This is a genomic window from Conexibacter sp. CPCC 206217 (genome assembly GCF_030646165.1).
In the GTDB taxonomy this organism is placed as follows: Bacteria; Actinomycetota; Thermoleophilia; order Solirubrobacterales; family Solirubrobacteraceae; genus Conexibacter.
Window position 1 is genome coordinate 522,540 of the sequence record NZ_JAUTDO010000005.1, and the last position, 25,358, is coordinate 547,897.

General features: G+C 72.2%; 24 protein-coding genes and 1 pseudogene. 20 read left to right on the top strand and 5 right to left on the bottom strand.

The window, feature by feature from the left end:
* Nucleotides 1-57 precede the first annotated feature (57 nt).
* From Q7L65_RS16590 to Q7L65_RS16605, 4 genes are read left to right on the top strand one after another with little or no spacing between them, the layout of a single operon-like run.
* Entirely contained in the window at nt 58-1,086 is a 1,029-nt protein-coding gene (locus Q7L65_RS16590) for a sugar ABC transporter substrate-binding protein (protein WP_304722692.1), read from the top strand.
* A complete protein-coding gene (locus tag Q7L65_RS16595) occupies nt 1,083-2,615 on the top strand; it encodes a sugar ABC transporter ATP-binding protein (RefSeq protein ID WP_304722694.1) in 1,533 nt (510 codons plus the stop codon). Before Q7L65_RS16590 ends, Q7L65_RS16595 begins: the two co-directional genes overlap by 4 nt.
* The gene (locus Q7L65_RS16600) at nt 2,612-3,670 is read left to right on the top strand and encodes an ABC transporter permease (protein WP_304722695.1); all 1,059 of its coding nucleotides are present in this window, start codon (nt 2,612-2,614) and stop codon (nt 3,668-3,670) included. The genes Q7L65_RS16595 and Q7L65_RS16600 overlap by 4 nt, the downstream gene beginning before the upstream one ends.
* Entirely contained in the window at nt 3,667-4,227 is a 561-nt protein-coding gene (locus Q7L65_RS16605) for a flavodoxin family protein (RefSeq protein ID WP_304722697.1), read from the top strand. The genes Q7L65_RS16600 and Q7L65_RS16605 overlap by 4 nt, the downstream gene beginning before the upstream one ends.
* A 61-nt stretch (nt 4,228-4,288) precedes the next feature.
* Here the strand turns inward: Q7L65_RS16605 and betC are convergent, their stop codons facing one another.
* Both betC and Q7L65_RS16615 read right to left on the bottom strand, forming a co-directional pair.
* Nucleotides 4,289-5,836, bottom strand: coding sequence for a choline-sulfatase (gene betC, locus Q7L65_RS16610; protein WP_304722699.1), 1,548 nt, complete (start codon nt 5,834-5,836; stop codon nt 4,289-4,291).
* Nucleotides 5,837-5,838: 2 nt separating this feature from the next.
* Nucleotides 5,839-6,645, bottom strand: a complete 807-nt coding sequence (locus Q7L65_RS16615; RefSeq protein WP_304722700.1) for an IclR family transcriptional regulator — start codon at nt 6,643-6,645, stop codon at nt 5,839-5,841.
* Nucleotides 6,646-6,739: 94 nt separating this feature from the next.
* Between Q7L65_RS16615 and Q7L65_RS16620 the strand changes: the two genes are divergently transcribed.
* From Q7L65_RS16620 to Q7L65_RS16630, 3 genes and pseudogenes are all read left to right on the top strand, one after another.
* Entirely contained in the window at nt 6,740-7,735 is a 996-nt protein-coding gene (locus tag Q7L65_RS16620; RefSeq protein WP_304722702.1) for a glycine betaine ABC transporter substrate-binding protein, read from the top strand.
* A pseudogene (locus tag Q7L65_RS16625) lies at nt 7,732-8,448 on the top strand (betaine/proline/choline family ABC transporter ATP-binding protein); the annotation flags it as partial. The gene Q7L65_RS16620 and the pseudogene Q7L65_RS16625, both read left to right, overlap by 4 nt.
* 26 nt (nt 8,449-8,474) lie before the next feature.
* Nucleotides 8,475-9,365 carry a proline/glycine betaine ABC transporter permease gene (locus Q7L65_RS16630; RefSeq protein ID WP_304722704.1) on the top strand — a complete coding sequence of 297 codons (891 nt, stop codon included), beginning with the start codon at nt 8,475-8,477 and terminating at the stop codon, nt 9,363-9,365.
* A 37-nt stretch (nt 9,366-9,402) separates the two neighbouring features.
* Here Q7L65_RS16630 and Q7L65_RS16635 read toward each other — a convergent pair whose 3' ends face one another.
* The 3 genes from Q7L65_RS16635 to eutB are packed head-to-tail and all read right to left on the bottom strand — an operon-like array spanning nt 9,403 to nt 12,840.
* Nucleotides 9,403-10,575 (bottom strand): 3,4-dihydroxy-2-butanone-4-phosphate synthase, encoded by a 1,173-nt coding sequence (locus Q7L65_RS16635; RefSeq protein ID WP_304722706.1) that lies wholly within the window; start codon nt 10,573-10,575, stop codon nt 9,403-9,405.
* A 4-nt stretch (nt 10,576-10,579) separates the two neighbouring features.
* A complete protein-coding gene (eutC, locus tag Q7L65_RS16640) occupies nt 10,580-11,410 on the bottom strand; it encodes an ethanolamine ammonia-lyase subunit EutC (RefSeq protein ID WP_304722707.1) in 831 nt (276 codons plus the stop codon).
* Complete coding sequence (gene eutB, locus Q7L65_RS16645; RefSeq protein ID WP_304722708.1) at nt 11,407-12,840, bottom strand: ethanolamine ammonia-lyase subunit EutB; 1,434 nt, start codon at nt 12,838-12,840, stop codon at nt 11,407-11,409. The genes eutC and eutB overlap by 4 nt, the downstream gene beginning before the upstream one ends.
* A gap of 246 nt (nt 12,841-13,086) precedes the next feature.
* Here eutB and Q7L65_RS16650 point away from each other — a divergent pair, with 246 nt between their 5' ends.
* The 13 genes from Q7L65_RS16650 (at nt 13,087) to Q7L65_RS16710 (ending at nt 25,353) form a co-directional block, all read left to right on the top strand.
* Complete coding sequence (locus Q7L65_RS16650; protein WP_304722709.1) at nt 13,087-13,965, top strand: polysaccharide deacetylase family protein; 879 nt, start codon at nt 13,087-13,089, stop codon at nt 13,963-13,965.
* Complete coding sequence (locus Q7L65_RS16655; RefSeq protein ID WP_304722710.1) at nt 13,962-14,888, top strand: alpha/beta fold hydrolase; 927 nt, start codon at nt 13,962-13,964, stop codon at nt 14,886-14,888. The genes Q7L65_RS16650 and Q7L65_RS16655 overlap by 4 nt, the downstream gene beginning before the upstream one ends.
* Nucleotides 14,881-15,783, top strand: a complete 903-nt coding sequence (locus Q7L65_RS16660; RefSeq protein ID WP_304722711.1) for an alpha/beta fold hydrolase — start codon at nt 14,881-14,883, stop codon at nt 15,781-15,783. Before Q7L65_RS16655 ends, Q7L65_RS16660 begins: the two co-directional genes overlap by 8 nt.
* Nucleotides 15,783-16,958, top strand: a complete 1,176-nt coding sequence (locus tag Q7L65_RS16665; protein WP_304722713.1) for an LLM class flavin-dependent oxidoreductase — start codon at nt 15,783-15,785, stop codon at nt 16,956-16,958. The genes Q7L65_RS16660 and Q7L65_RS16665 overlap by 1 nt, the downstream gene beginning before the upstream one ends.
* Entirely contained in the window at nt 16,955-17,755 is an 801-nt protein-coding gene (locus Q7L65_RS16670; protein ID WP_304722715.1) for an SDR family NAD(P)-dependent oxidoreductase, read from the top strand. Before Q7L65_RS16665 ends, Q7L65_RS16670 begins: the two co-directional genes overlap by 4 nt.
* A 174-nt stretch (nt 17,756-17,929) precedes the next feature.
* Nucleotides 17,930-18,805, top strand: a complete 876-nt coding sequence (locus Q7L65_RS16675; protein ID WP_304722717.1) for a polysaccharide deacetylase family protein — start codon at nt 17,930-17,932, stop codon at nt 18,803-18,805.
* A complete protein-coding gene (locus Q7L65_RS16680; RefSeq protein ID WP_304722719.1) occupies nt 18,802-19,734 on the top strand; it encodes an alpha/beta fold hydrolase in 933 nt (310 codons plus the stop codon). The genes Q7L65_RS16675 and Q7L65_RS16680 overlap by 4 nt, the downstream gene beginning before the upstream one ends.
* Nucleotides 19,721-20,632, top strand: coding sequence for an alpha/beta fold hydrolase (locus Q7L65_RS16685; RefSeq protein WP_304722721.1), 912 nt, complete (start codon nt 19,721-19,723; stop codon nt 20,630-20,632). Before Q7L65_RS16680 ends, Q7L65_RS16685 begins: the two co-directional genes overlap by 14 nt.
* Nucleotides 20,629-21,624: an amidohydrolase family protein gene (locus Q7L65_RS16690; protein ID WP_304722723.1), complete on the top strand. Its 996-nt coding sequence runs from the start codon at nt 20,629-20,631 to the stop codon at nt 21,622-21,624. The genes Q7L65_RS16685 and Q7L65_RS16690 overlap by 4 nt, the downstream gene beginning before the upstream one ends.
* A gap of 99 nt (nt 21,625-21,723) precedes the next feature.
* On the top strand, nt 21,724-22,476 hold the full coding sequence (locus tag Q7L65_RS16695; RefSeq protein ID WP_304722725.1) for an SDR family NAD(P)-dependent oxidoreductase: 753 nt from the start codon (nt 21,724-21,726) through the stop codon (nt 22,474-22,476).
* A complete protein-coding gene (locus tag Q7L65_RS16700; RefSeq protein WP_304722727.1) occupies nt 22,473-23,408 on the top strand; it encodes a polysaccharide deacetylase family protein in 936 nt (311 codons plus the stop codon). Before Q7L65_RS16695 ends, Q7L65_RS16700 begins: the two co-directional genes overlap by 4 nt.
* Nucleotides 23,405-24,160 carry an SDR family NAD(P)-dependent oxidoreductase gene (locus Q7L65_RS16705; RefSeq protein WP_304722729.1) on the top strand — a complete coding sequence of 252 codons (756 nt, stop codon included), beginning with the start codon at nt 23,405-23,407 and terminating at the stop codon, nt 24,158-24,160. Before Q7L65_RS16700 ends, Q7L65_RS16705 begins: the two co-directional genes overlap by 4 nt.
* An 83-nt stretch (nt 24,161-24,243) precedes the next feature.
* Nucleotides 24,244-25,353, top strand: a complete 1,110-nt coding sequence (locus tag Q7L65_RS16710) for a sugar ABC transporter substrate-binding protein (protein WP_304722731.1) — start codon at nt 24,244-24,246, stop codon at nt 25,351-25,353.
* The last annotated feature ends 5 nt before the right edge of the window (nt 25,354-25,358 follow it).

Genomic DNA, 25,358 nt, shown 5'->3' on the forward strand with positions numbered 1-25,358 from the left:
AGTCCCCCAGTCCCCGACCTCTTCTCACCGACCGAAACGACAAAGGACCCGACCACGATGCGCAAACCCTTCGCGACCGTCCTGGCGATGCTGCTCGCAGCTGTGCTGTTCAGCGCCTGCGGCAGCAGCGACGACGACGGCGGCGCCTCGACCGCGGCGGCCGCCGGCGCGACGAGCGCGTCGAGCGACGCCCCCGCCGCCGACAGCGACAAGTCGATCTACATCAACCAGTTCGCCAAGGGGCTGCGCGCCTTCACGCGCCGCTCGGAGGGGATCATCGACTACGCCAGAAGCAGAAACTGGAAGGTGATCGAGGACGCCTACGGCGACAACACGCCGGAGACGCAGATCCAGCAGATCGAGAACGCGCTGACCAAGCGCCCCTCCGCGATCTTCCTGATCCCGATCAACCCGGACGCGCTGACGCCGATCATCGCGCAGGCCAAGCAGCAGGGTGTCGCCGTCGTGACGATGGGCAGCAATGTCGCCGACCCGTCGCAGGTCGTCAGCTTCGTCTCCTACACGCCGGACTCGATCGGCAGACAGAAGGCCGACTACATCGCCAGAGCGCTGAGAGGCAGAGGCCGCGTCGGCGTCGTCGACGGCCCGCGCGGCGCCAACTTCGCCGAGGGACAGAAGAGAGGCCTGGAGGAGGAGTTTGCCAACTACCCGGACATCGAGCTGGTCGACGCCGGCTACAACGACTGGTCTGGGGACGCCGGTCTGAAGGCGACGGAGAACCTGCTGCAGCGCGCCGGCGGCAGACTCGACGCGATCTACTTCAGCAACGACGACCAGGCGGTCGGCGGCATCCAGGCGATCAGAGACCGCGGCCTCGACCCGGCGACGATCGTCACCGTCAGCTCCGACGGCAGCCCCGCGGCGGTCGACCTGATCAGAAGAGGCGAGCTGACCTACACGACCAGCTCGTGCAGCTTCGCCGCCGGGCGGCTCGCCGCCGAGCAGGCCGACAAGCAGTTCCAAGGCCAGACACCGCCCGCCGAGGTGCCGGTCAAGCAGCTCCCGATCACCAGAGACACGGTCGAGAGAGTGCTCGGCCTGCCAAAGGAGGAATGCGGCTCGTGAGCGAACAGTTCGCCGCTGAGCACGTCGTCCATGCCTACGGCGCCAACGTGGTTCTGCACGACGTCGGATTCACGTTGGAGCGGGGGCGAGTGGCGGCGCTGATCGGTGAGAACGGCTCCGGCAAGAGCACGCTGCTGAAGATCATGACCGGCGCGCTGACGCCGACCGGAGGGCAGCTGTCAATCGCCGGCAGGTCAGTCGTCTTCGCCAATCCCGGCGATGCGCAGCGGGCCGGGATCGCCGTGGTGCACCAGGACTACAACCTGATCGACGACCTCAGCATCGCCGAGAACGTCTACGCGCTCGGGCACCCGCTGCCGCGGCGCGGTCCGCTGCGCCGCGTCGACCGGCGGCGCCTGCATGCGCTGGTGGACGGGCTGCTGGGCGAGCTCGGCATCACGCTTGCGCCGGGGCGGCTCGTGCGAACGCTCGACGCGGTCGAGCGCAAGTTCGTCGAGATCGCCCGTGCGATGGTCGTCCGGCCGCGCTTCCTGATCCTCGACGAGCCGACCGCGTCGTTGGAGCCAGCCGCCGCCGCGCGCGTGCTGACGCTGATCGAGCAGCTGCGCGACGGCGGCGCCGGCGTCGCGCTCGTCAGCCACCGGCTCGACGAGGTGACGCGCGTCAGCGACGAGGTGACGGTGCTGCGCGACGGGCGCCGGCTGGCGGCGGTCGCGACCGCCGCGACCGACCGCCGTGAGCTTGCGCGGCTGGTCGGCGGCGCGCACGCCGAGCGGGCCCGTGTCGCGCGGGCGGGGGCGTCGCCGGCGACGGCGGCGCCGCCGCCCGCCGGCGACACGCGGCCCCCGGCGTTGCGCCTGCGCGACGTGCGGATCGCGGCGGCCGGCGCGCCGATCGAGCTCGACGTGCGCGTCGGCGAGGTCGTCGGGCTGACCGGACTGCTCGGCTCCGGCGCCGCGCGCCTGCTGGCGATGCTCGGCGGCGCGACGCCGCTGGACGGCGTCGCCGAGCTGGGCGGCGCCGCCACCCGCATCCGCACGCCGATCGAGGCGCAGCGCGCGGGGATCGGCTTCATCGCCGAGGACCGCAAGGGCGCGGGCCTCGTGCCCGACCAGAGCGTGGCCGAGAACATCGCGCTCGCATCGCTGCAGCGAACCTCGCGCGGACCGTGGCTGAGACGGCGCGCGATCGACGAACAGGCGCGCCGCTTCCGCGACGAGTTCGACATCCGGCTGCCGTCGATCCACGCGCCCGTGCGCTCGCTGTCGGGCGGCAACCAGCAGAAGGTGCTGCTGGCGCGCGCGCTGGCGACGGGGGCGCGCGTGCTCGTGATCGACGAGCCGACGCACGGCGTCGACGTCGGCGGCAAGGCGCAGATCCACACGCTGCTACGAGACTTCGCGGCACGCGGCGGCGCGGTGCTGATCGCCTCGACCGACATCGACGAGATCCTCGACCTGTGCGACCGCGTCGGCGTGCTGCGCCACGGGGAGCTGGTCGCGCTGCGGCCGGTCGGCGAGCTGTCGCGCGTCGACCTGACGGTGCTCGGCGCGGAGGCGGCGGCATGAGCGCGCTGCGCGCCACGCGCGCGCGGATCCTCGAGCGCGCCCGCGTCGACGGCGCCTTCGACCTGCTGTTCGTGCCGGCGGTGCTGCTGCTGATGGTGCTCTACCTGTCGATCTTCAACGAGTACTTCCTCGACCCGATCAACATCAGAAACATCTTCCTCCAGGGCGCGGTACTCGCGTTCGTCGCGTTCGGGATGACGTTCGTGATCCTCGCCGGCGAGCTGGACCTGTCGGTCGGCGCGGTCGTCGCGCTGACGAGCGTCGTGGCAGCCCATGTGATGAGAGACAGCGGCTCGGTCCTGCTCGGCTTCGCCGCCGCCCTCGGCGTCGGCGCGCTCGTCGGGGCGGTCAACGGGCTGATCGTGACCGTGCTCCAGGTGCCGTCCTTCATCGCGACGCTCGGCACGATGGTGACCGCGCAGGGGATCGCGCTCGCCTCGACCGACGGCACCACGATCGCGCCGCTGCCGTCCGGCGTGGGGACGCTGGCGACGAGCAGCTTCCTCGGGATCACGCTGCTGATCTGGCTGACGGTCGGGGTCTTCCTGCTGCTGCTGGCGGTGCAGACGCAGACCCGCTTCGGGTTGCGCGTCTTCGCGATCGGCGGCAACCGCGAGGCCGCGCGCCTGGCGGCGGTGCCGGTCGCACGCGTGCGCTTCCTCGTCTTCGTGCTGAGCGGCACGCTCGCCGCGGTCGGCGGGATCGCGCTGACCGCGCGCGTGCAGTCCGGGCAGCCGACCGCCGGCGGACTGCTCGCGCTGACGGCGATCGCGGCGGTCGTCGTCGGCGGCACCGACGTGTTCGGCGGCAAGGGCTCGATCGTGCGGACGGTCTGGGGCGTGCTGCTGATCTCGGTGCTGACCAACGGTCTGGATCTGATCGGCGTCAACGACGACCTGCAGCAGGTGATCGTCGGCGTCGTGTTCGTGCTGGCCGCCTCGACCGGCTTCGTGCGCCGTCAGTTCGGCCGACGCCGCAGCCGCAGGGTGGCGATCGAGGTCGAGCGAGGGCGCGGCGACCCGTCGCCGGCGCCCGTGCCGGAGGGCGTGGCATGAGCGGCCTTGCGGTCGTCGCCGTGATCGGCTCGGCGGACGGCGGCACGACTCACACGCTCGTGGGCGAGGTGCTGAAGGGCGCCGAGCAGGCGGGCGCGCTGACGAGCGCCTTCTGCCTCGGCCGCGGCGAGTACCTGGCGGACGTCGCCGCGGCGGCGCGCGAGCGGGCCGACGGTGCGGACGCGCTCGTGCTCGCTACGCCGATGTACCGCTCGTCGTTCACGGGCGTGCTGAAGCAGTTCCTGGACGAACTGCCGCGCGTACCGCACGGCGACTTCGAGAGCGCGCTGCTCGGCAAGCCCGTCGCGGTCGTCGGCACCGGCGGCTCTGACCACCACTACCTCGGCATCGACGCGCTGCTGGGGCTGTTGCCGCGCTTCTTCGCCTCCTACGTCGTCCCGCCGGGCCTGTACGGACGAGCGAACCAGATCGCCGACGGCCATGTGCTCGACGACGAGCTGGCCGCTGCCGCACGGCGGCTCGGACACGCCACCGTCGAGCTGGCGGCGGCGGTCGCCGCCAGCGCGCAGCTCCCACGCCAACGGCCGCAGTTCTGAGCAGTCCACGCCGAGAGCTGACGCCGGGCGCAAGCGCCCGACTCCGATCTGGCGGCTGGGCTCAGCGGTGCGGCGCGAGCCGGCCGCGTTCGATCGCCGTCCAGAAGTCGCCGCGCACGTAGGTGTCGGCGGAGCCGTCGGCGGGGGCGTGGTCCCATGCGGTGCGGCGGCCGCTGGTCAGCGCGGCGTGCACGAGGCGGCGCTGTTCCTGCGAGCGGCGTACGCGCGCGTCGAGCGCGTCGAGGTCGCGGCCGGCCAGCAGCTGCTCGCGCAGGCGCGACAGCAGCGCCGTGTGCGCCGGGTCGTCGGCGAGGTTGCGCAGCTCGCGCGGGTCGGCGTCGAGGTCGTACAGCAGGTCGGGGTCGCCGGGGCAGACGACAAGCTTGTGGTGGCCGCTGACGAGCGTGAGCTGCGGCGCGCGCACGCCCTCGGCGAGGTACTCGATCACGGCGCGATCGGGCCATGCTGCTGCCGGGCCGTCGTCGCCGGGGGCGTCGAGCAGGCTGACGAGGCTGGTGCCGGCGGTCGGCGGCGCGTCGTGCGCGAGCGCTCCGGCCAGCTCGGAGAAGGTCGGCAGCAGATCGACGAGCGAGACGGTGCGGCCGATTCGCCGGCCGCCGGCGAAGCGGCCGGGCGCGCGCACGATCAGCGGCACGCGCGCGGAGTCCTCGAACGGGGCCATCTTGTACCAGAGGCCCCGCTCGCCGAGCATGTCGCCGTGGTCGGAGGTGAAGACGACGACGGTCGAGTCGCGCAGGCCAAGCTCGTCGAGCCTCGCGAGCACCGCCCCGACCTGGTCGTCGAGGTAGCTGACGCAGGCGTAGTAGCCGCGCCGTGCGCGCTCGACCTCCCGCGCGCAGGGCGGCGCGACGTCGAGCTGGCACATCGCGCGCAGCCGGCGGCTGTGCGCGTCGTCGGCGGCGCCGGCCGGCGCCGCCGGCACCGCCGGTGCGTCGATCTCGACGCCGTCGTAGCGGTCCCAGTGGGGCTGCGGCGGCTCGTAGGGGTCGTGCGGCGCGATGAACGAGGCGACCAGCAGGAACGGCCGCTCGTCGTGTCCGCCGGCACGGTCGCGCGCGAAGTCGGTGAGGGTGCGGCGGGCGTGGAAGGTGACGGCGTCGTCGTAGTCGCGCTGCAGCGTCGCGGCCGAGACGGCGGCGCCCCCGATCGAGCGGGTGTCGTGGTACCACGGCAGCCGCTCGTCGTCGGCGAGGCGCCAGTCGGGGACCATCTCGAGGTCGGCGGGGTAGACGTCGGTCGTCGGGCGCTCCTCGAAGCCGTGCAGCTGGTCGGGCCCGATGAAGTGCATCTTGCCGACGAGCGAGGTGCGGTAGCCGGCGGCGCGCAGCCGATGGGCGAAGGTCGGGACCGACGCCGGGAACTCGGCCGCGTTGTCGTAGGCGCCGATCGTCGACGGCAGCTCGCCGGCGAGCATCGAGGCGCGCGAGGGGCCGCAGAGCGGCGAGTTGCAGTAGGCGCGGTCGAAGACGACGCCGTCGCGCGCGAGCGCGTCGAGCTGGGGCGCGACGACGGTCGTGTTGCCGTATGCGCTCAGCGCGGCGGCGCTCAGCTGATCGGCCTGGATCAGCAGGATGTTCGGTCGGTCCATGGTCATCCGGTCGGTGGGGCGGGGAGGGAAGGGGCGAGGTCGAGCAGCGACGCTATGCGCGCCGCCGCCGCGGCGCAGCGGGCGCCGAGCGCGGCGAGGTCGTCCGTCTGGACGCGGTAGGCGGGCCCTGACACGCAGAGCGCGCCGCGGCAGCTGCCGTCCGGCGCGAGGATCGGGGCGGCGGCGCCGTTGAGCCCGAGCTCGAAGTCACCGCGCGAGCTGCCCCAGCCGCGCTCGCGCACGCGCGCCAGCTCGGCGGCGAGCGCGGCGCGGTCGGTGATCGTGTCGGGCGTGCGCGCGACCAGCTCGCCGGCGGGGAGGGCGGCAGCTCCGAAGGCGAGCAGGACCTTGCCGTCGGAGGTGGCGTGCAGCGGCGCGTGCTTGCCGAGCCAGCTCTGCAGGCCGACGGCGAACGTTCCCTCGCTCTGGGCGATCGTGAGCGCCTCGCCGGCGTCGGGCACCGACAACGTGACCGCCTCGCCGGTCTGGGCGGCGAGCTCGTCCATCACCGGGCGTGCGATCTCCGGCAGCGAGCGGCCGCTGACGGCGAGCCGGCCGAGTCGCACCAGCTCCGGCCCGAGCGTCAGCCGCTCGTCGTCGCCGCGCTCGAGGAAGCCGGCGCTCACGAGCGTCATGGCAAGGCGCGAAGCAGTCGACTTGTGCACGTCGAGCCGGCCGGCGAGCTCGGCGAGGGAGAGCCGCTGACCCGGCTCGGTGAAGGCGCGCAGCACCGTCAGCGCCCGCTCGACGCTCTGGACCTTGCCGCTGCCGGCGGGTTCGAGGTCAGATGCCGCGACAGTTCTTGACAAGTTTGGTCGGGATAGTGATCATCAAGGGTCGTTGCACTATACCCATCGCGTCGCGTAATGCGCAACGCCCGAGACTCCAGGAGACGCTCTCTCGATGACTCCCTTCCGCTGGGCCCGGCTCGTCGCTGTGATCGCGGCCGCGCTGCTCTGCCTCGGCCTCGCCGCCTGCGGTGACTCCGACGACGACGGCGCGAGCACGGGCGCGGCGACGGCGGCCGCGGGCGCCTCCACGACCGCTGCGGCCACCGAGGGGGTCGACCTCAAGGCCGGACAGTTCTCGTGGACCGCGGCCGCGGTGCAGACGGAGATCCTCGCGGCGATCGCGGCCGAGCACCCGGAACTGGGCGTGAAGTCGATCGAGTCGGTCAGACTCGACCCGGCCGCCGGCTGGGTCGGCCTGCAGCGCGGCGACGTCGATCTGCTGACCGAGGTCAACCTGCCCAACCAGCAGGCGTTCGCCGACAGAGCCAGAGACGAGGCGGTGCTGGCGGCGAGAGTCTACGACGGCGCCGTGCAGGCGTGGTTCGTGCCGAGATACGCCGTCGAGCCCGGCGGTCCGCTCGAAGGGCTGAGAAGCATCGACCAGCTCAACGACTACAAGGGCGAGGTCAACGAGACCCTCTACGACGGCGACGCCGGCTGGATCACCACGCAGCAGAACGCCAAGCGGCTGAAGGCATACGACCTCGACCTCAGACACGCGAAGTCGAGTGAGGCGGCGCTGATCGCGCAGGTCAGACGCTCCTATGACAAGAGAGAGCCGATCCTCTTCTTCTTCTACCGGCCGCACTGGCTGTTTCAGCAGTTCGACGTCGTCCAGCTCGACGAGCCCAACCCGTACAGAGCCGGCTGCTTCGAGGGCGGCGCGGACAAGTGCGCGATCCCCGCGCAGCAGTCGTGGATCGCGGCGCGCTCGGATCTCGCCGAGCGCGCGCCGAGATTCGCCGCCGCGCTCAGAAACGTGCAGATCCCGCTGGAGGAGATCGAGTCGCTGCTGGACCAGGTCGACGCCAGAAGAGCCGACCCGGCCGTCGTCGCCAGACAGTGGGTCGACGAGCACAGAGCGGAGGTCGATGCGTGGGTGAGATGATCGAGGCCGCTTCGCTGGCGAAGACCTATCCGGGCGGCACCGTCGCGGTCCGGGACGTCAGCATCAGCGTCCGCCGCGGTGAGCTGTATGTGCTGATGGGGCTGTCGGGCTCGGGCAAGTCGACGGTGCTGCGGATGCTCAACCGCCTCGTCGAGCCGACCGCCGGCAGCGTCTCGCTCGACGGTCGCGACCTCGCCTCGTTGTCGGCGGCCGAGCTGCGCGAGGTGCGCAACCGGCGCATCTCGATGGTCTTCCAGCACTTCGCGCTGCTGCCGCACAAGAGCGTGCGCGACAACGCCGGCTACGGGCTGGAGATCCGCGGCCTCGCCAAGCGCGAGCGCCGCGAGCGGTCGCAGCGGGCGCTGGAGCAGGTCGGGCTCGGCGAGTGGGGCGACAAGCGCCCCGCCGAGCTGTCGGGCGGCATGAAGCAGCGCGTCGGTCTCGCCCGCGCGCTGGCGACGGAGGCCGACGTGCTGCTGATGGACGAACCGTTCTCGGCGTTGGACCCGCTGATCCGCCGCGAGATGCAGGACCTGCTGCTGCACCTGCGCGACGAGATCGACCGCACGATCGTCTTCGTCACGCACGATCTCAACGAGGCGATCCGGCTCGGCGATCGCATCACGCTGCTCGGCAGCGGCGAGGTCGCCCAGACCGGCACCGCTCAGGAGATCCTCGAGCAGCCGGCCGACGACTACGTCGCGCGCTTCGTCGCGGCCGAGCGCGGGGTCGCGGCCTGATGCCCGACATCGACCTTGCGGGGCCCGCGAACGACGTCGTCGAGTGGCTGCTGGACAACTTCGGCTGGCTGTTCGACGCAATCGCCTCCGTCTCGACCGACGTCGTCGGCTGGATCGAGGACGCGCTGACCGGCCCGCCGCCGCTCGTGCTGATCCTGCTGCTGACGCTGATCCCGCTGGCGCTGCGCCGCTGGGGCATCGCGCTGTTCGCGCTGCTCGCCTTCGCGCTGATCGACGGGATGGACCTGTGGGTCGAGACGATGCAGTCGCTCGCCGTCGTGCTCGTCGCGACCGCGGTCGCGATCGTCGTCGGCGTCCCGCTCGGGATCTGGGCGGCACGCCACCGGCTCGTCTCGATCCTCGTGCGACCGCTGCTGGACCTGATGCAGACGACACCGCCCTTCGTCTACCTGATCCCCGCCGTCTTCTTCTTCGGGGTCGGCGTCGTGCCGGGCGTCGTCGCGACGGCCGTCTTCGCGCTCGCGCCCGCGGTGCGGCTGACCGAGCTGGGGATCCGCCAGGTCGACGGCGAGGTCGTCGAAGCGGCGCAGGCGTTCGGCGCTCCGCCGCGCCGGGTGCTGCGCGACGTGCAGCTGCCGCTGGCGCTGCCGTCGATCATGGCCGGCATCAACCAGGTGATCATGCTCGCGCTCTCGATGGTCGTCGTCGCCGGCCTCGCCGGCGCGGAGGGGCTCGGGGCGGTCGTCACCGGCGCGGTCACGCAGCTCGACATCGGCGCCGGCTTCGAGGGCGGCCTCGCGGTCGTGATCCTCGCGATCTACCTCGACCGCGTGACCGGCGCGCTCGCCGCCCCGCGACCGCGCGCGCTGCCGCGGCTGCGGCGCGTCTTCAGAGGGCGGCCACAGCCGGCTCAGCAGGCGACTGCATGAATCGGCCAGGCGAGAACCCGCCGTCGCGGGGCTGCCTTCACGATCCTCCGCGGTGCTCCAGCTGCCAGCCCAGGGTCCGCTGAAAGTAGACGAGCGGGAACGTGTCCGCGAGCTCGATCAGCTCGACGTCGCCGATGACGATCGTGTGGTCGTAGTGCGCGAAGCAGGCGGCGCGTGAGCAGCGCAGGTACGCGAGCGCGCCGCCCAGTCGTGGGACGTCGCCGTCCCACGACCAGTCGAGCGCGGCGAACTTGTCGTCGGCGCGGCTCGCCAGCGTGTCGGCGACGTCCCGCTGCTCGTGGCTCAGCACGTGGACGCCGAAGCCGGCGGCGGAGATCAGCGACGCGGACGTGCGCGAGCTGTGCGCGGCGGAGATCAGCATCGACGGGGGCCGGTCGCTGTAGGAGGTGACGGAGGTCGCGAGCATGCCGCGCGGCGCCCCGTCCCGGTCACGGACGGTGACCGCCGCGACGCCGGAGACGAGTGCGCTCGACGCGGAGCGGAACGTGCTGAGATCGGCGACCGAGATTTCGGCGAGACCGCGCCGGTGCGCGCGTACGGCGTGCACGGAGATCGCGACGTGGTCGCCGTAGACGCGATGGGTGCCGAGCGCTTCAGGCGCCAGCGCCTCGCCGTCCTCGTCCAGGATCTCGCACGCCGCCAGCACCGGCTCGACGCCGGCGATCCGTGCCAGATCGACGCAGGCCTCCGCGAGCGTGGCGCGCTCGAGCGTTCCGCCGGCCGCCGCGCGGACGGGGAGGATGTGACCGGGAACGCCGAGGCGGCCGTCGGGCGCCGTCGCCAGCAGCGCCTGGATCGTGGTGGCGCGGTCGGCGGCGCTGATTCCGGTCGTCGTGCCGTTCAGCGCGTCGACCGAGACCATGAAGTCCGGCAGGCGCCGGTCCGGCGATCCCTTCTGGGCAGGGAGGCCGAGCGCGTCGAGTCGCTCTGGCGCCATCGGGACCGTCACCAGGCCGCGGGCGTCGCGGGCGAACGCGGCGACGGTCGTCTCGTCGGCGAAACGCGCCGCGACGACCGCGAGGCAGATGCGGTCGTCGTGCACGACGACCGTCTCGCCGTCTGCGAGCGCGGGGGCGACGCGCAGCGCGCGGGTCGGCGGTTCGCCGATGCCGCTCGGCGGCGGCGGGCCGGGCGGCGAAGCGGCCGCTGGCCGCGGGGACGAGCCGAGGGGTGCTGGCGTGTCGTGCATCGGATCAGCTCCTGGTCGGGTGCGCGCCTGAGCCGAGCTCTGCGGCAGCGTCGGGCTCTTTCAACGCGTGACCGCTGAGGCCGGCCGCGACCATCGCCGCGGCGAGGCGCAGGATCCGCGGTGCCGCCGCGGCGGGCGGGGTGCCGCCGGCGTGGATGTTCGAGACGAGGTTGCGGTCGGCGTCGGTGCGGCCGCGGCGGGGGTGCAGCGCGAGATAGGCGGAGAGCCCGTCGGCGGTCGTCAGCCCCGGCCGCTCGCCGATCAGCAGGACCAGCACGCGCGGGCGCAGCAGCTCGCCGATCTCGTTCATCGCGCCGACGCGCGCGTGCCGCAGCGCGAAGGTCTGCCCGACGCTCCAGCCACGGGCGCGCCCTTCCTCGATCAGCAGGGGGAGCAGCAGCGGCACCTGCCGCTGGACCGCGGTCGCCGAGAGGCCGTCCCCGACGACGATCTGCAGGTCGGCCGCAGGCGTGCAGCGGATCGCGAGCGTTGCGCGCGCGGCCTCGCTCAGGCGGCGGCCGAGGTCCGGGCGCAGCAGGTGCTCTGCGGTCGACTTGGCCTGCGAATCGACGGCGAACAGCTCGAATCGGGCGGTCGTCGCGGCGAGCGCGTCGTCTGCCAGGTCCAGTGGCGCGTGAACGGCATCGCGCGCCGCGGCGTGGTCGGCGCGCAGGCGCAGGTAGGCGGCGGTCGTGTCGCCGCCCGCGACGCCGCCCTGGAAGACGCGGGCGGGCGTCGCGGCGCGCAGACGTCGCAGCTGCTCGGTCTGGAGCGCCTGCCGCTGCTGGCGTCGCTCGGGCGGGGTCCCGTCCTCGATCTGCCTGTCGCGGCTCATCCGCCGAGCAGGCTTGTCGGCGCCGATCCGCTCAGCGTCGCCAGCGACCGCGCGAGCAGCGGATGCTCGGGGCTCAGCGGCCGCTCGGCCGCGTCGCCGAGCCCGTCCTCGCCCCACAGGCCGGCCTCGACGAGCCACGCCTCGAACTCCGGTGCCGGGCGACGGTTCAGCAGCCGCCGCACGACGGCGGCGTCGCGATAGCTGACCGACTGGTAGTTGAGCATCACGTCGTCGGAGCCCGGCACCGCGATGACGAAGCTGCAGCCGGCGAGCGCCAGCAGCATCAGCAGCTGGTCGTTGGAGTCCTGGTCGGCGTCGACGTGGTTGGTGTAGCACGCGTCGCAGCCCATCGGCAGGCCCAGCGCCTTGCCCATGAAGTGGTCCTCCAGGCCGGCGCGGACGATCTGGCGCGCGTCGGCGAGGTACTCCGGGCCGATGAAGCCGACGACGGTGTTGACGAGGAACGGGTCGTAGGCCCGCGCCACGCCGTACGCGCGCGCCTCCAGCACGAGTTGGTCGACGCCGTGGTGCGCCTCGGCCGACAACGCGCTGCCCTGCCCGGTCTCGAAGTACATGACCTGCTCGCCGACGAACTCGCCCGCGCGGGAGCGGTGGTGGGCGTGCACCTCCTCGCGACCCTCGGCGAGCGTGTCGAGCGTGACGCCGAAGCTGCGGTTGGCGGCCTCGCTGCCGGCGATCGACTGAAACAGGAGGTCGACGGGTGCGCCGCCGCGCAGCGCTTGCAGCTGCGTCGTGACGTGCGCCAGAACGCATGCCTGGGTGGGCACCCCGAGCCGGGCGATCAACTCGTGCAGCGCGCGCAGCGAGGTGCCGGTCGAGGCGACGCCGTCGTTGACGGGGTTGAGCCCGATGACCGCGTCGCCGCAGCCGTGCAGCAGGCCGTCGAGCGCGGCCACGACGATCCCCTCGACCGCGTCGGACGGGTGGTTGGGCTGAGCCCGGACCGACAGCGTGCCCGGCAGGCCGACGGTGTTGCGGCAGCGCGTCACGACGGTCAGGCCGGCGGCGGCGACGACGAGGTCCTTGGCGCTCATCAGCTTCGCGGTCGCGGCGACGACCTCGGGCGAGAGCCCGTGTCGCAGGCCGCCCTGCCAGCGGGCGGGGAACTCTGCGCAGAGCATCAGCTCGCGCAGCTCGCCGAGCGCGAGCGGGCGCAGCTCGGCGGCGGCGTCGCGGTCGAGGTCGCGCTCGATCAGGTGCGTGACGTCGTCGTCGATCAGGGTCGCGTCGAGCAGCTCGCCGACGCGCACGTCCGCGAGCGCGAGTTTGGCCGCTGCGCGCTCGCTGCCGGAACCGGCGGCGATGCCGGCCAGCTGGTCGCCGGACTTCGCTTCGTTGGCCTTCGCCAACAGCTCGCGCAGATCCGCGAAGCGATAGGTGGTCCCGCGGAGGGTCGCCTGGTGGCTCACGGTCTCCTGCTCGTGGTCGAGGATCGGTGCGACATCCAGCCTACAGAATCACACTACGCTGTCCAGAAAGCCAGCGGCGATGTTCCACGGCGCTCGGAGGCGGGCGCGCAGGCGCTCGCCGGCGTGCGGGCGCATCTGACAGACGGTCGGCAAGAGCGGCGCAACGGTTGACGGCCGACAGCTAGAAGGGCGCTGGAACGGCCGCGATATTGCAGCGACGACGAACTGTCCGTCCAAGGAGATCGTGTGACGTCCACCAGCCCACCGGAATCGCGTCCATCGACGCTCGAGCGCTTCCCCGCGTGGCGCAGCGTGACCTGGCCCGGCGGCGCCCGCGTCGCGGTGCAACTGCTGCTCGCCTTCGAGGCGTTCGAGGAGCACTCGCAGTTCACGACCGAGGCCGGCAACGGCGTCAACCCGTTCTCGATCTCCTACGGGGAGTACGGCGCGCACGTCGGCGCGTGGCGGCTGCTGCAACTGCTGGAGGACGAGGGCGTCGTCGGCAGCGTCGCGATCAACGGCAAGGCGGCCGACGCGCACCCGTACGTCGTCAAGGCGATGGCCGAGCGCGGCCACGAGCTGGTCGGTCACGCGTGGGCCAACGATCGCGGGATGCCCGGCGGCGACGCCGAGCGCGAGCTCGTCGCCAGAACGCTCGAGGCGATCGAGCGCGCCGGCGGCGTGCGGCCGGTCGGCTGGACGAGCCCCGGCAAGATGGGCTCGCCCGACTCCGACGAGATCCTGCTCGACGCCGGGATCAGATACACCGGCGACGACGCCAGCGACGACCTGCCGTTCGTGCGCAGCGTCGGCTCGCGCCGCATCGCGGTCGTCCCGAGCACCGACCTCGCCTCCAACGACCTGCTGCACTGGGTCCTGCGCGGCCAGCCGCCGAGCACGATCGTCGACGGCTTCAAGACGACCTTCGACGCCGTCTACGAGGAGGCGCTGCAGGAACGCCCGGGCATGGTCGGGCTCGTCCTGCACTGTCACGGCGCCGGCCGCCCGACGCTGGTCCCGGCCGTGCGCGAGCTGATCCGCTACTGCAAGCGTCACGCGGGCGTCTGGTTCGCCCGCGGAGACGAGATCGCCAACGTCGCCCTCCGGGAGGACAGCCGCCGATGACCGCCACCTCCACAGTCCCGACCTACCCCGGCTTCCCCGCCGCCTCCTGGCTCGAGGCGGGCGGCCTCAGAACATGGTGGACCGAGGCCGGCGAAGGCCCGCCGCTGGTGCTCGTCTACGGCGGCAACTTCGGCTCGCCAGCATTCGGGGGCGGCAACTGCGCGATGTGCTGGGACGACACGCTCCAGCGGCTGTCGGCCTCCTATCGCGTGATCACGTACGACCGGCCGGGCAACGGCTACACCGACGCGCCCGAACGCGACGAGGACTTCACGATGGAGTTCGTGATCGACCACCTGATCGCGTTCCTCGACGCGATCGACGCCGGTCCGGTCCACCTCCTGGGCCACTCGCGCGGCGGCTTCATCGCGACGCGCACCGCGCTGCTGCGGCAGGATCTCGTCAAGTCGCTGACGATCGTCACCTCCGGCACGCTCGGCCCCGGCGTCGGCATGAACGCGGTGGCGCTGGCGGGCAACCCGTACTCGGTCTTCAGCCTCGAGGGGATGAAGTGGGGTCACGCCCACTACAGCTACGACCCCTCGCACGTGACCGACGCGTGGATGCAGCCGTTCGTCGACCGCATGGAGGCCGAGCCGTACCTGACGATGATGAGACGGATCGAGGCCGAGCGGCTGATCGAGCGCTTCTTCATCCCGCAGCTGGCGCGCGACAAGCGCGAGACGCTGCGGTGGCTGGAGGAGGGGCGGTTGCAGCGCCCGACGCAGATCCTCTGGGGGCTGACCGATCCCACGGTGCCGGTGCAACTCGGCTACGACCTCTACGACATCCTCGCGCGCCACGAGATGCGCGTGACGCTGAGCGTGAAGGACAAGTCCGGTCACTTCCCCTATCGCGAGCACCCGCGCTGGTTCGACGACATGGTCACCACGTTCGTCGAGGAGGTCGAAGCCGATGTCTGATCTCGTCAACGAGTCGACGCTCCTCGTCGACGGCCGCGAGGTGCGCTACCTCCACCGCGGCGAGGGCCCCGAGCTGCTGCTTCTGCTGCACACCGGCGCCCCCGGACAGTCGCCGTTCGCCGGCTCCTGCGACCTCTTCGCAGACCTCGTCCGGCAGCTGCGCCCCGGCGAGCGCCGGATCGTCGCGCCTGACCTGCCGGGTTGCGGCGCGACTGCGCTGCACGGCGTGGCAGACCTGACGACGGACGGGATCGTCCACTTCGTCAAGCAGTTCGTCGCGAGCCTGCGCGGTGTGGAGAAGATCCACGTGGTCGGCCACGGCGACGCGTCGCTCGCCGCGCTGGCGCTGATCCGCGACGGGATCGGCGGCACGGAGGTCTCCTCCGGCTTCCTGATCGCCCCCAACGCCGCCGCCCCGATCGGCGACAGCATCCAGAACGTCTCGCTGCTGAACCCCCCGCAGCCGCGCTGGACGCTGCGCTCGCAGCGGTGGGCGATCCGGCGGCTGACCTACGTCCCCGACCGCTTTCCGCGGCCCCTGCTGGAGCGTCTCGTGGACAACGCGGACGGAGCGCCGCACCGCCGCGCCGTCGAGCTGCTGGCCGATCCGGTCAACGCCTCCGCGATGCTCGCCGCGCAGATCGCCGCGCAGGACGAGTTCTACGCCTACTGCCGCGACGAGCGCTACAGGCAGCCGCTGACGATCTTCTGGGGCGCGGCCGATCCGACCGCGACCGTCGCGCGCGGCGCGGTGCTGGCGCAGATTCTCGCCGGTGGCCCGGCCGGGCTCGACTTCCAGCTCGTCAACCAGTGCGGCCATTTCGCGCAGTTCGACCGCGAGTTCCAGCTCGCGCGTCTGCTCGAGGCGACGCTCGACCGCGCGCTGGTGGCGTGATGGAGGTCTTCTGGACGCTGGGCGGCTCCTCCGACGGCCCCCATCCGTGGAATGCCGACGGCCGCTGGCGCAGCGACATCCGCCGCCTGGCGCAGGTCGCGATGGCGATCGACCGGCTGCCGTTCTCCGGCGCGCTGCTCGCGATCGGCGTGCCCGGCACCTACGACCCCTTCACGGTCGCCGCTTCCGTCGCCCCGCTGACGGAGCGGATGCGCTTCCTGATCGCCGTCTATCCGGGCCTGATCACGCCGACGCAGCTGGCGCTGATGTCGCTCTCGCTGGACCAGCTCAGCGCCGGGCGGCTGATGCTCAACGTCGTCGGCAGCAACCCCGTGACGATGGCCGCGCACGGGGTGCACCTGGAAAAGGCCGACCGCTACGAGATGCTCGACGACTACTGGCGCGTCTTCCGCGCGCTGTATGCCGGCGAAGCGGTCCCGGAGAGTCGCTTCTTCCCGGTCAGAGATCCCGAGACGTTCCTCGGCCTGGAGCCGGTCCAGCGCCCGTGCCCGCCGCTGTGGGGCGCGTCGGGCTCGCCGGAGGGCCTCGGCCGCGTCATCTCGCTCGTCGACACCTACCTCAGCCATGCCGGCACGCCGCAGGAGCTGGCGCAGCGCACCGGCGCCGCGCGCGCGGTCGCGGCCGAGCAGGGCCGGCCGACGCCGTCGTTCGGCGTCTCGCTCGGCGTGCTCGTGCGCGAGACGGAGGAGGAGGCGTGGGCGGAGGCCGAGCGCAAGCTCGGCCACATCAGCCCAGAGACGATCGCGGGCCTGCGCGGCTACCAGGCGGCGCAGGCCGCCGGGCGCGACGCCGCCGACGAGCGCGAGGGACGCGTCATGGACGCGATCGCGTCCGGCCGCCGGCCCGCCGCGCGCGACCTCGAGTTCCACCCGAACATGTGGACCGGCCCGGCCGAGCGCGTCGGGATCGACGTCCGCCGCCAGCTGCCGCTGCCCGGCACGATGCTGATCGGATCGGCCGAGCAGGTGGCGCAGCGGATGAAGGAGATCGAGCGGCTGGCCGGAATCGAGCGGTTCATCCTGTGGGCGCCGCCGACGCTGGAGGAGGCATACCGCGTCGCCGACCTGCTGCTGCCGCTGCTCGACCTGGACGCGCAGCTGGCGCCACCGGTGCCGTCGCTCGGCGCGGCCCGTCCCGTCGAGGTCAGCGCATGAGCGGCGGCCGGCTGGCGGGACGCGTCGCCTTCATCTCCGGGACCGCCGGGGGGCAGGGGCGCGCCGCGGCGCTGCTGTTCGCGCGCGAGGGAGCGGCCGTCTTCGGGTGCGACCTCGACGCGGAGGGCAGCGAGGAGACGTTGCGGCTGGTGCGCGCCGAGGGCGGCACGATCGCGTCGCTGCACCCGCTGGACCTGACCGAGGAGGACGGGCCGAGACGGTGGATCGCGGCCGGCGTCGAGCGCTTCGGGCGCATCGACGTGCTGTACAACAACGCCTCCACGGCGATCATGCGGCGGATCGAGGACGACGACGCCTGGTCGTCGTGGCGCTACACGATCAGAGGCGAGCTCGACCTCGTCTTCGCCACGATCGTCGCGGCCTGGCCGCAGCTGGTCGCGCAGGACGGGACGGTCAGCATCGTCAACACCTCCTCGACGGCCGCGCTGCGCGGGCTGCCGCTGCCGATCGGCGGCGGCGGGTCGTGCGCGGCGCACAGCGCCGCGAAGGCGGGCGTGCTCGCGCTCACGCGGCAGGCGGCGGCGGAGGGGGCTGCGCACGGGATCCGCTGCAACGCGGTCCTGCCCGGGCTGATCGAGGCGCCGGTGACGGCGCCGATCTTCGCGGCGCCGGGCGCGCGCGAGCGGATCGCCGCGAGCGTGCCGCTGCGCCGCGTCGGGCAGCCCGAGGACGTCGCCTTCGCCGCGCTCTACTTCGCGTGCGAGGAGTCCGCGTGGGTGACCGGCCAGACGCTCGTCGTCGACGGCGGCACGGTGAGCATCGTCGAGCGCGACTGAGCGACCGCCGACGACGTGTCAACGCGCAGCGCGGCAGAACGTACGTCTGACAGCTTGAGGGCTCGTGCAGGCGTTCGGATACTTGGTGCTCAACGAGGAGGCTGCGCCGGCCCAACCGCCGCGCAGCGCCCCCGGGTGCCGATCCCCCCGGGAGACGACGGAGGCAGTGAACGTATGTCTGAACGTGCAGATGGCGCCGGCGTCACGCCGGGGTCGGTCCGCCGCGCGGTCCGCTGGCCGCACGACGAGGCGATCGCGATGACGGTCGGCGTGGCGCTGGAGGCCTTCGACCGCCACTCGCAGGTGCGGACCGAGGGCAGAGGCGGCGAGCGCGACCTGTTCTCGCTCTCCTACGCCGAGTACGGCGTTCGCGTCGGGGTGTGGCGGCTGCTGGAGGTCTTCGCCGAGGAGGAGGTCACGGCCTCGTTCTCGATCAGCGGCAAGGTCGCCGCCGACCATCCCGCGACGATCAGGGCCGTCGCCGGCGCCGGCCATGACCTGATCGGCCACGGCTGGGTCAACGACCGCCTGATGGCCGACGCCTCCGAGACCGACGAGCGCGACATGATCCGTCGCACGCTCGACGCGATCGAGACGGCGGGCGGCCGCCGCCCGACCGGCTGGGCCAGCCCCGGCAACATGTCCTCCGAGCGCACGCTCGCGATCCTCCAGGAGGAGGGCGTCACCTTCACCGGCGACGACGCCAGCGACGACGTGCCGTTCGTCGAGCAGGTCGGCGGCACGCGCATGGCGGTGCTGCCGAAGGCCAACATCGACGCGAACGACCTGCTGCAGTGGGTGCTGCCCAAGAACGCGCCCGGCGTCTTCGCCGACAGCTTCGTCGCGACCTTCGACACCCTCCACGCGGAGGGGCTGAGAGGGCGGCCCGGCTGGGCTGACGTGGTGCTCCACTGCCACATGGCGGGGCGGCCGACCTTCGTCCCGACGCTGCGCGCGGTGCTGCGCCACGTCAGAGCGCGCGAGCGCGTCTGGTGGACGCGCAAGAGCGATCTCGCGGCCTGGACGCTCGAGCAGGACTTCACCCGATGAGCGGCGCGACGCAGTCCGCCGCGCTGCCGTCCTATCCCGGGATGCCGGCTGCGCGGTCGATCGACGTCGGCGGGATCGACACGTGGTACACGGAGGCGGGCAGCGGCACGCCGGTCGTGTTCGTCTACGGCGGCAACTTCGGCACGCCCGAGTCGGCGCCCGGCGCGTACGCCTGGGACCTCGCCGTCGACGCGCTCTCCGGCTCCTTTCGCACGATCGCGTACGACAAGCCGGCGCAGGGCTTCTCCGGCAATCCCGCCGACGACGCCGACTTCACGATGGCGAAGGTCGTCGAGCATCTGATCGGCTTCGTCGAGGCGCTGAGACTGCCGCCGGTGCACCTCGTCGGGCACTCGCGCGGCGGCTACGTCGTCACGCGCACGACGCTGTTGCGGCAGGACCTCGTGCGCTCGCTGACGATCGTCAACTCCGGCACGCTGAGCCCGGGCGTCGGCACCAACGAGGTCGTGCTCGCGCGCCCGCCGCACCCGCCCTACACGCGCGAGAGCATCCGCTGGGTCTACGAGTCCTACTGCCATGACAGGCGCGCGGTGACCGACGAGTGGGTCGAGCGCTCCTTCGAGCTCGTCAACCGCGACGCCTACCGCGAGGCGGTCGAGCGGATCAGACGCGGCAAGCTGCTGCCGACGCAGTTCCTGCCGCAGCTCGCGATCGACAAGCGCGAGACGCTGACGTGGCTGGCCGAGGGACGGCTGCAGCGGCCGTGCCAGATCGTCTGGGGCCGCAACGACCGCACCGCCCACCGCGAGCGCGGGCACGAGCTGTTCCGGACGATCGCCGCCAACGAGCGTCGCACCGTCCTCAACATCGTCGACAAGAGCGGTCACTTTCCGTACCGCGAGCATCCCGCCTGGTTCAACGACACCGTCGGGCGCTTCATCGAGGAGGCCGGTTATGACCGCGGGTGAGCTGAGCGAGCGGCTGCTCGACGTCGGCGGACGGCCCGTCCGCGTGCTGGAGCGCGGCAGCGGCGAGACCGCGACGGTCCTGTTGCACGGCGGCCTGCAGGGCCACAGCCCGTGGATCGGCGCGGCTGACCTGTGGGCGCCGTTGATGCGGGCGGCGGACGGCGACGGCCGCATCGTCGCGATCGACCTGCCCGGCTGCGGCGGCTCGCCGCTCGGCGACCGGCAGGAGCTGACGATCGCCGGCATCGCCGCGCGCGTCGCCGACACGCTGCGCGCGCTCGGCGTCGCCGAGGCGGTGCCGGTCGGACACGCCGAGGCGTCGCTCGCGGCGCTGCTGCTGGCGCGCCGGCAGCACGCGGACCTGCGCGTCCCCGGCGCCGTCGTCGTGGCCGCGACCGGCGCGGCGCCGACCAGCGACGGCGTCAGCCCGGTCGTGCTGGAGAACCCGCCCGCGCCGCTGGGCTCGACGGCCTCGGTGCGGTGGGCGCTGGACCGGCTGTCGTACTCGGCGGCGCACGTGACCGACGGGCTGGTGGCCGCGCTCGCCGGCCATGCGGCCGGCGACGCGCAGCGCGCCGCCAGCGAGACCGCGGCACGCGCCGACGTGGCGCTGGAGCTGGAGAGCGACCTGCTCGGGGAGAAGCTGGCGCTGTTCGCCTACTGCCGCGACGTCGGCTACGAGGTGCCGGTGACGGTCGTGTGGGGGTCGCACGATCCGCTCGTGACCGTCGCGCACGGCGACGGCCTGTTCGAGTTGCTCGCCACGACGCGGGCGCAGCTCGACTTCGCGCTGCTCAACCGCGTCGGCCACTTCCCGTTCAGCGAGGACCCTGCCGCGATGCGACGGCTCGTCGAGCCGTTCGTCGCGCGCTGCACCGCCAAGGAGACGACCAGATGACCGCACCCCGCCGCTACATCGCGCTGGAGGAGCACTGCATGACGCCCGGGCTCCAGCGCGTGCACGACGATCTGCTGGCCGAGCACGGCCGCTTCCAGCCGGCCGCCAACGTCGAGCGCCTGCTGGACGTCGACGCGGCGCGGATCGAGGCGATGGACGCCGCGGGCATCGACGTGCAGGTCCTCTCGCACCACTCTCCGGGGGCGCAGATCTCCGATCCGCGCGCGGTCGAATGGGCGCGCACCGCCAACGACGAGCTGGCCGCCGCGATCGCGCGCCACCCGAGCCGCTTCGCGGGCTTCGCGACGCTCGCGACCGGCGACGCCGACGCGGCCGCGAGCGAGCTGATCCGCTGCGTCGAGCAGCTCGGCTTCACGGGGACGATGATCCACGGGCAGGCCGGCGGCGGCTTCCTCGACCATCCCCGCAACGAGCCGGTGCTGCGGGCGGCGTCGCAGCTGGGCGTGCCGATCTACGTGCACCCGGCCGAGCCGCCGGAGGCGGTCAAGGACGCCTACTTCCGCGACGTCCACGAGGCGGGGCCCGACGCCGAGCGGATGGAGCACATGTTCGCGACGGCGGGCTGGGGCTGGCACGTCGAGACCGGCAGCCACGCGCTGCGGATGATCCTCGGCGGGGTCTTCGACCGCCATCCCAACCTGCAGGTGATCCTCGGCCACTGGGGCGAGCTGATCCCGTTCTACCTCGGGCGCGTCGACATCCGCATGAAGCGGCTCGTCAGGCACCTGAGAAAGTCGCCGGCGCAGTACTTCGCGGAGCACTTTCATGTCACGCCGGGCGGCATCGAGACGATCCAGCCGCTGCTGCTGACGCTGGCGACGGTCGGAGCGGATCGCGTCCTGTACTCGGCCGACTATCCGTTCGGGGCTGCCGAGACGGCCGGCCGGGCCTACATCGAGGACGCGCCGATCAGCGAGGCGGACAAGTCGAAGATCGCGCACCTCAACGCCGAGAAGCTGCTGCGGATCTGATCGCTTGCGCGTTTCCGGCATCATCGTTAGAGTCGCAGAACGTAATTCTGCTGTACAGAATCTGGTGGCGAGAGCGTGGACTTGAGACTTGAGCGGAGCGTGGCCCTGGTGACCGCGGCAGGCGCGGGCATCGGGCTCGCCGTGGTGGAGGCGCTGGTGCGGGAGGGCGCGCGCGTCTGCGCGGCCGACCGCGACCTCGCGCGCCTGGCGGGAATCCAGGCGGTCGACGCGCTGGAGGCCGACCTGCTCGCCGCCGGCGCCGGCGCGCGGATCGTCGAGCAGACCGTTGAGCGCCACGGTCGCGTCGACCTGCTCGTCAACTGCCTCGGCGGACCGTCCGGGCGCGAGGACGGCTTCCTCGCGCTCGACGACGACGCCTGGGGCGCGGCCTTCGAGCGCAACTTCATGGGCACCGTCCGCGCGACGCGCGCCGCGATTCCGCACATGCAGCGCCAGGGCGGCGGCTCGATCGTCACGATCGCCTCCGACCTCGCACGTCAGCCCGACCCGCGCTTCGTCGACTACGCGGCCGCGAAGGCCGCGCTGCTGAGCCTCTCCAAGAGCCTGTCGATCGAGTTCGGCCCGCTGATCCGCGCCAACGTCGTCTCGCCCGGGCCGACGCGCACGCCCGGTCTCGTCGCCCACTTCGACGACACCGTCGGCCCGGCGCTGGGGATCTCAGGCGAGGAGGCGATGCGCCGCTATGTGCAGGAGGTGCGCACGATGCCCTCCGACCGGCTCGGCACGCCTGAGGAGGTCGCCAACGTCGTGGTCTTCCTCGCCTCCGGCGCGGCCGCTCAGGCGACCGGCTCGGAGTGGGTCGTCGACGGCGGCGTCAGGAAGCAGGCATGAGCGGATCGTCGCAGTGGCCGAGAACGCCGCCGTACCGCTATTCGCCGATCGTCGCGCGACCGCCGCTCGTCTATCCCGGCGGCAAGCGGATGGCCTTCTACGTCGGCATGAACATCGAGCACTTCCACGCCGGCGTGCGCTCGACCAGCCGCGCCGCCGTGACGGCGGCGCTGCCGGTCGACGTCCTCAACCACGGCTGGCGCGACTACGGCACGCGCGTCGGGATCTGGCGGCTGATCGACCTGTTCGATCGGCTCGAGCTGCGTCAGTCGGCGCTCGTCAACGCGGACGCCGCGACCGCGTACCCGCAGATCGTCGCGGCCGGGCGCGAGCGCGGCTGGGCGTGGGTCGCGCACGGACAGACCAACTCGCAGTTGTGGACCGGCATGGAACCGGCGGTCGAGCGCGTCGCGCTGCGCGAGGTCGTCGAGACGATCGAGGCGGCGACCGGCACCCGTCCGCGCGGCTGGCTGGGCCCGGCGCTCACCGAGACCGCTCATACGCCCGCGCTGCTGGCCGAGCTGGGACTCACGTACACGCTCGGCTGGGGCGTCGCCGACGACCAGCCGTTCGCGCTCGACGTGCCCGGCGCGCGCCTGCTCGCCGTCCCGTACTCGATCGAGGTCAACGACATCCCGGTCTTTCTCGACCAGAGCACGACCGCCGGCGGGTTCGAGCAGATGATCGTCGACCAGTTCGACGTGCTGCATGCCGAGTCCCAGGAGCGCCCCGGCGCGGTCTTCGGGCTCTCGCTGCACCCGTTCCTGGTCGGTCAACCGTTTCGGATGCCGGCGCTGGAGCGAGCGCTGCGGCACGTGCGCGCGCACGACGACGTCTGGTTCTGCACGACCGACGAGCTGGCCGAGTGGTACCTGGCCAACGCCTACGACGACGCGGCGCGCACGTTCGCCGGCGGAGACGACGCGCGATGAGCTGCGAATCGGCGCGGCTGCACGGGCGCGTCGCCCTGGTGACCGGAGCGGCCGGCGGGCTCGGCGCGAGCTTCGCGCTGCGCCTCGCGCAGGAGGGCGCCGACGTCGTGCTCGTCGACGTGCGCCCGTGCGATGAGGTCGCCGAGCGGCTCGCCGCGCTGGAGGTGCGGACGCTGGCGGCCACCGCCGACGTCAGCGACGAGCAGGCGGTCGCCGAGCTGGCCGCGCGCGTCACGTCTCGCTTCGGCCGCTGCGACATCCTCGTCAACAACGCCGGCTTCGGTCGTGTCGAGCGCTTCGAGGAGATCACATTGCAGTCATGGCGTGAATTGATGGCGGTGAACCTCGAGGGACCGTTCCTGATGTCGCGCGCGCTCGTCGGCGAGATGCGCGCACGCGGCTGGGGGCGGATCGTCAACATCGCATCCAACACGTTCGGGATGGGGCTCCCGATCGGATTCACTCACTACATCGCGAGCAAGGGCGGCGTCATCGGCCTCACCCGTGCGCTTGCGAGCGAGTTCGGCGCCCACGGGATCACCGTGAACGCGATCTCGCCGGGCTTGACGAGGACCCCCTCGACGACCCGCAAGATGAGTGAGCAGTTCGAGCGAGACCGGGTGAAGCAGGCGATTCCGCGGACGGGGGAACCGGAGGACCTCGTCGGGATGCTCGCCTACCTCGTCTCAGATGACGCCTCGTTCGTGACGGGGCAGACGTTCAACGTCGACGGTGGACTGGTGCGCGGTTGAGCGCAGCGGTCCACGTCGCACATGCGGCAGGCGGCACGTCGCCGGCCGGCCGAGTACATGACCCAACCGGAGGTACGTACATCATGAGGACAAACAGGCGCACGCCGCGGGCGTTGGCATCGGCCTGCCTGGTCGCGCTCCTCGCAGCTCTGGTGCTGGCCGGCTGCGGCAGCAGCGACGACAGCACGAGCTCCAGCAGCAGCGCCGGATCCACGGCGGCGAGCACGACCGCGTCGCAGCCGGCCGCGGACGTTCCGTTCGAGAGCCCCGAGGCAGGGTTGCCGACGTCGTACCCGGAGCCGACGGTGAGACCGGGCTTCAGATACACGGTCGGCTATCTCTCGCCGAATTCGTCGATCGGCTTTCTCGCCTCCGTCTACAAGGGCGTCAAGGAGCAGACCGAGAGATTCGGTGGCAAGTTCATAGGCTATGACGCCAACTTCAACCAGGACAAGCAGGTCAGCCAATTCGCCGATCTGCTGGCGCAGCATCCCGACGTGATCGTCGCCTATCCGCTGTTGCCGAGCGCGTTGGCGGCGAGAGTCAGAGAGGCGCAGGCGGCAGGCATCCCGATCGTCACCAACGACACGCCGCCCGACGCGAGCCTGCCGCTGGAGCCCGGTTACGACACCAACGTCCACCAGGGCCTCGACATCGCGCGCTACAGAATCGCGCAGGCGGTCGCGAGAGAGTCGCCGGGTGCGACGTATGCGCTGCTGGGCCAGTCGCTGCCGGTCCCGTCGCTGAGATACGCGATGGACCGCTCGCACTACTGGGGCGACAGATTCGGCAACAGATTCGTCGGCGAGGTCGACGCTGCCGACGACACGCCCAACGCGGGTCAGCAGGCGATGACGGCGCTGCTGGCGAAGTACCCCGACGTCGACTACGTGATCGCCTACAACGACACGGCGGCGGAGGCCGCCTCGGCGGTCGCCCGCTCCTCGGGCAAGACCGACGTCAAGATCGTCGGTGACGGCGGCGATGCGACCGCCGTGCGGATGATCAAGTCGGGTCAGCTGTGGGGCACCTACGGTCCTGACGAGAGAGGCATCGGCGTGCAGCAGGCGATCGCGGCCTACGACCTCGCCACCAGACAGCACCTGCCGCTGCCGAGAAACATCGTCATCACCAGCGGCACGATGGTGACGAGAGACAACGTCGACGACTACACGCCGGCCAACGACGCCTGAGGCGA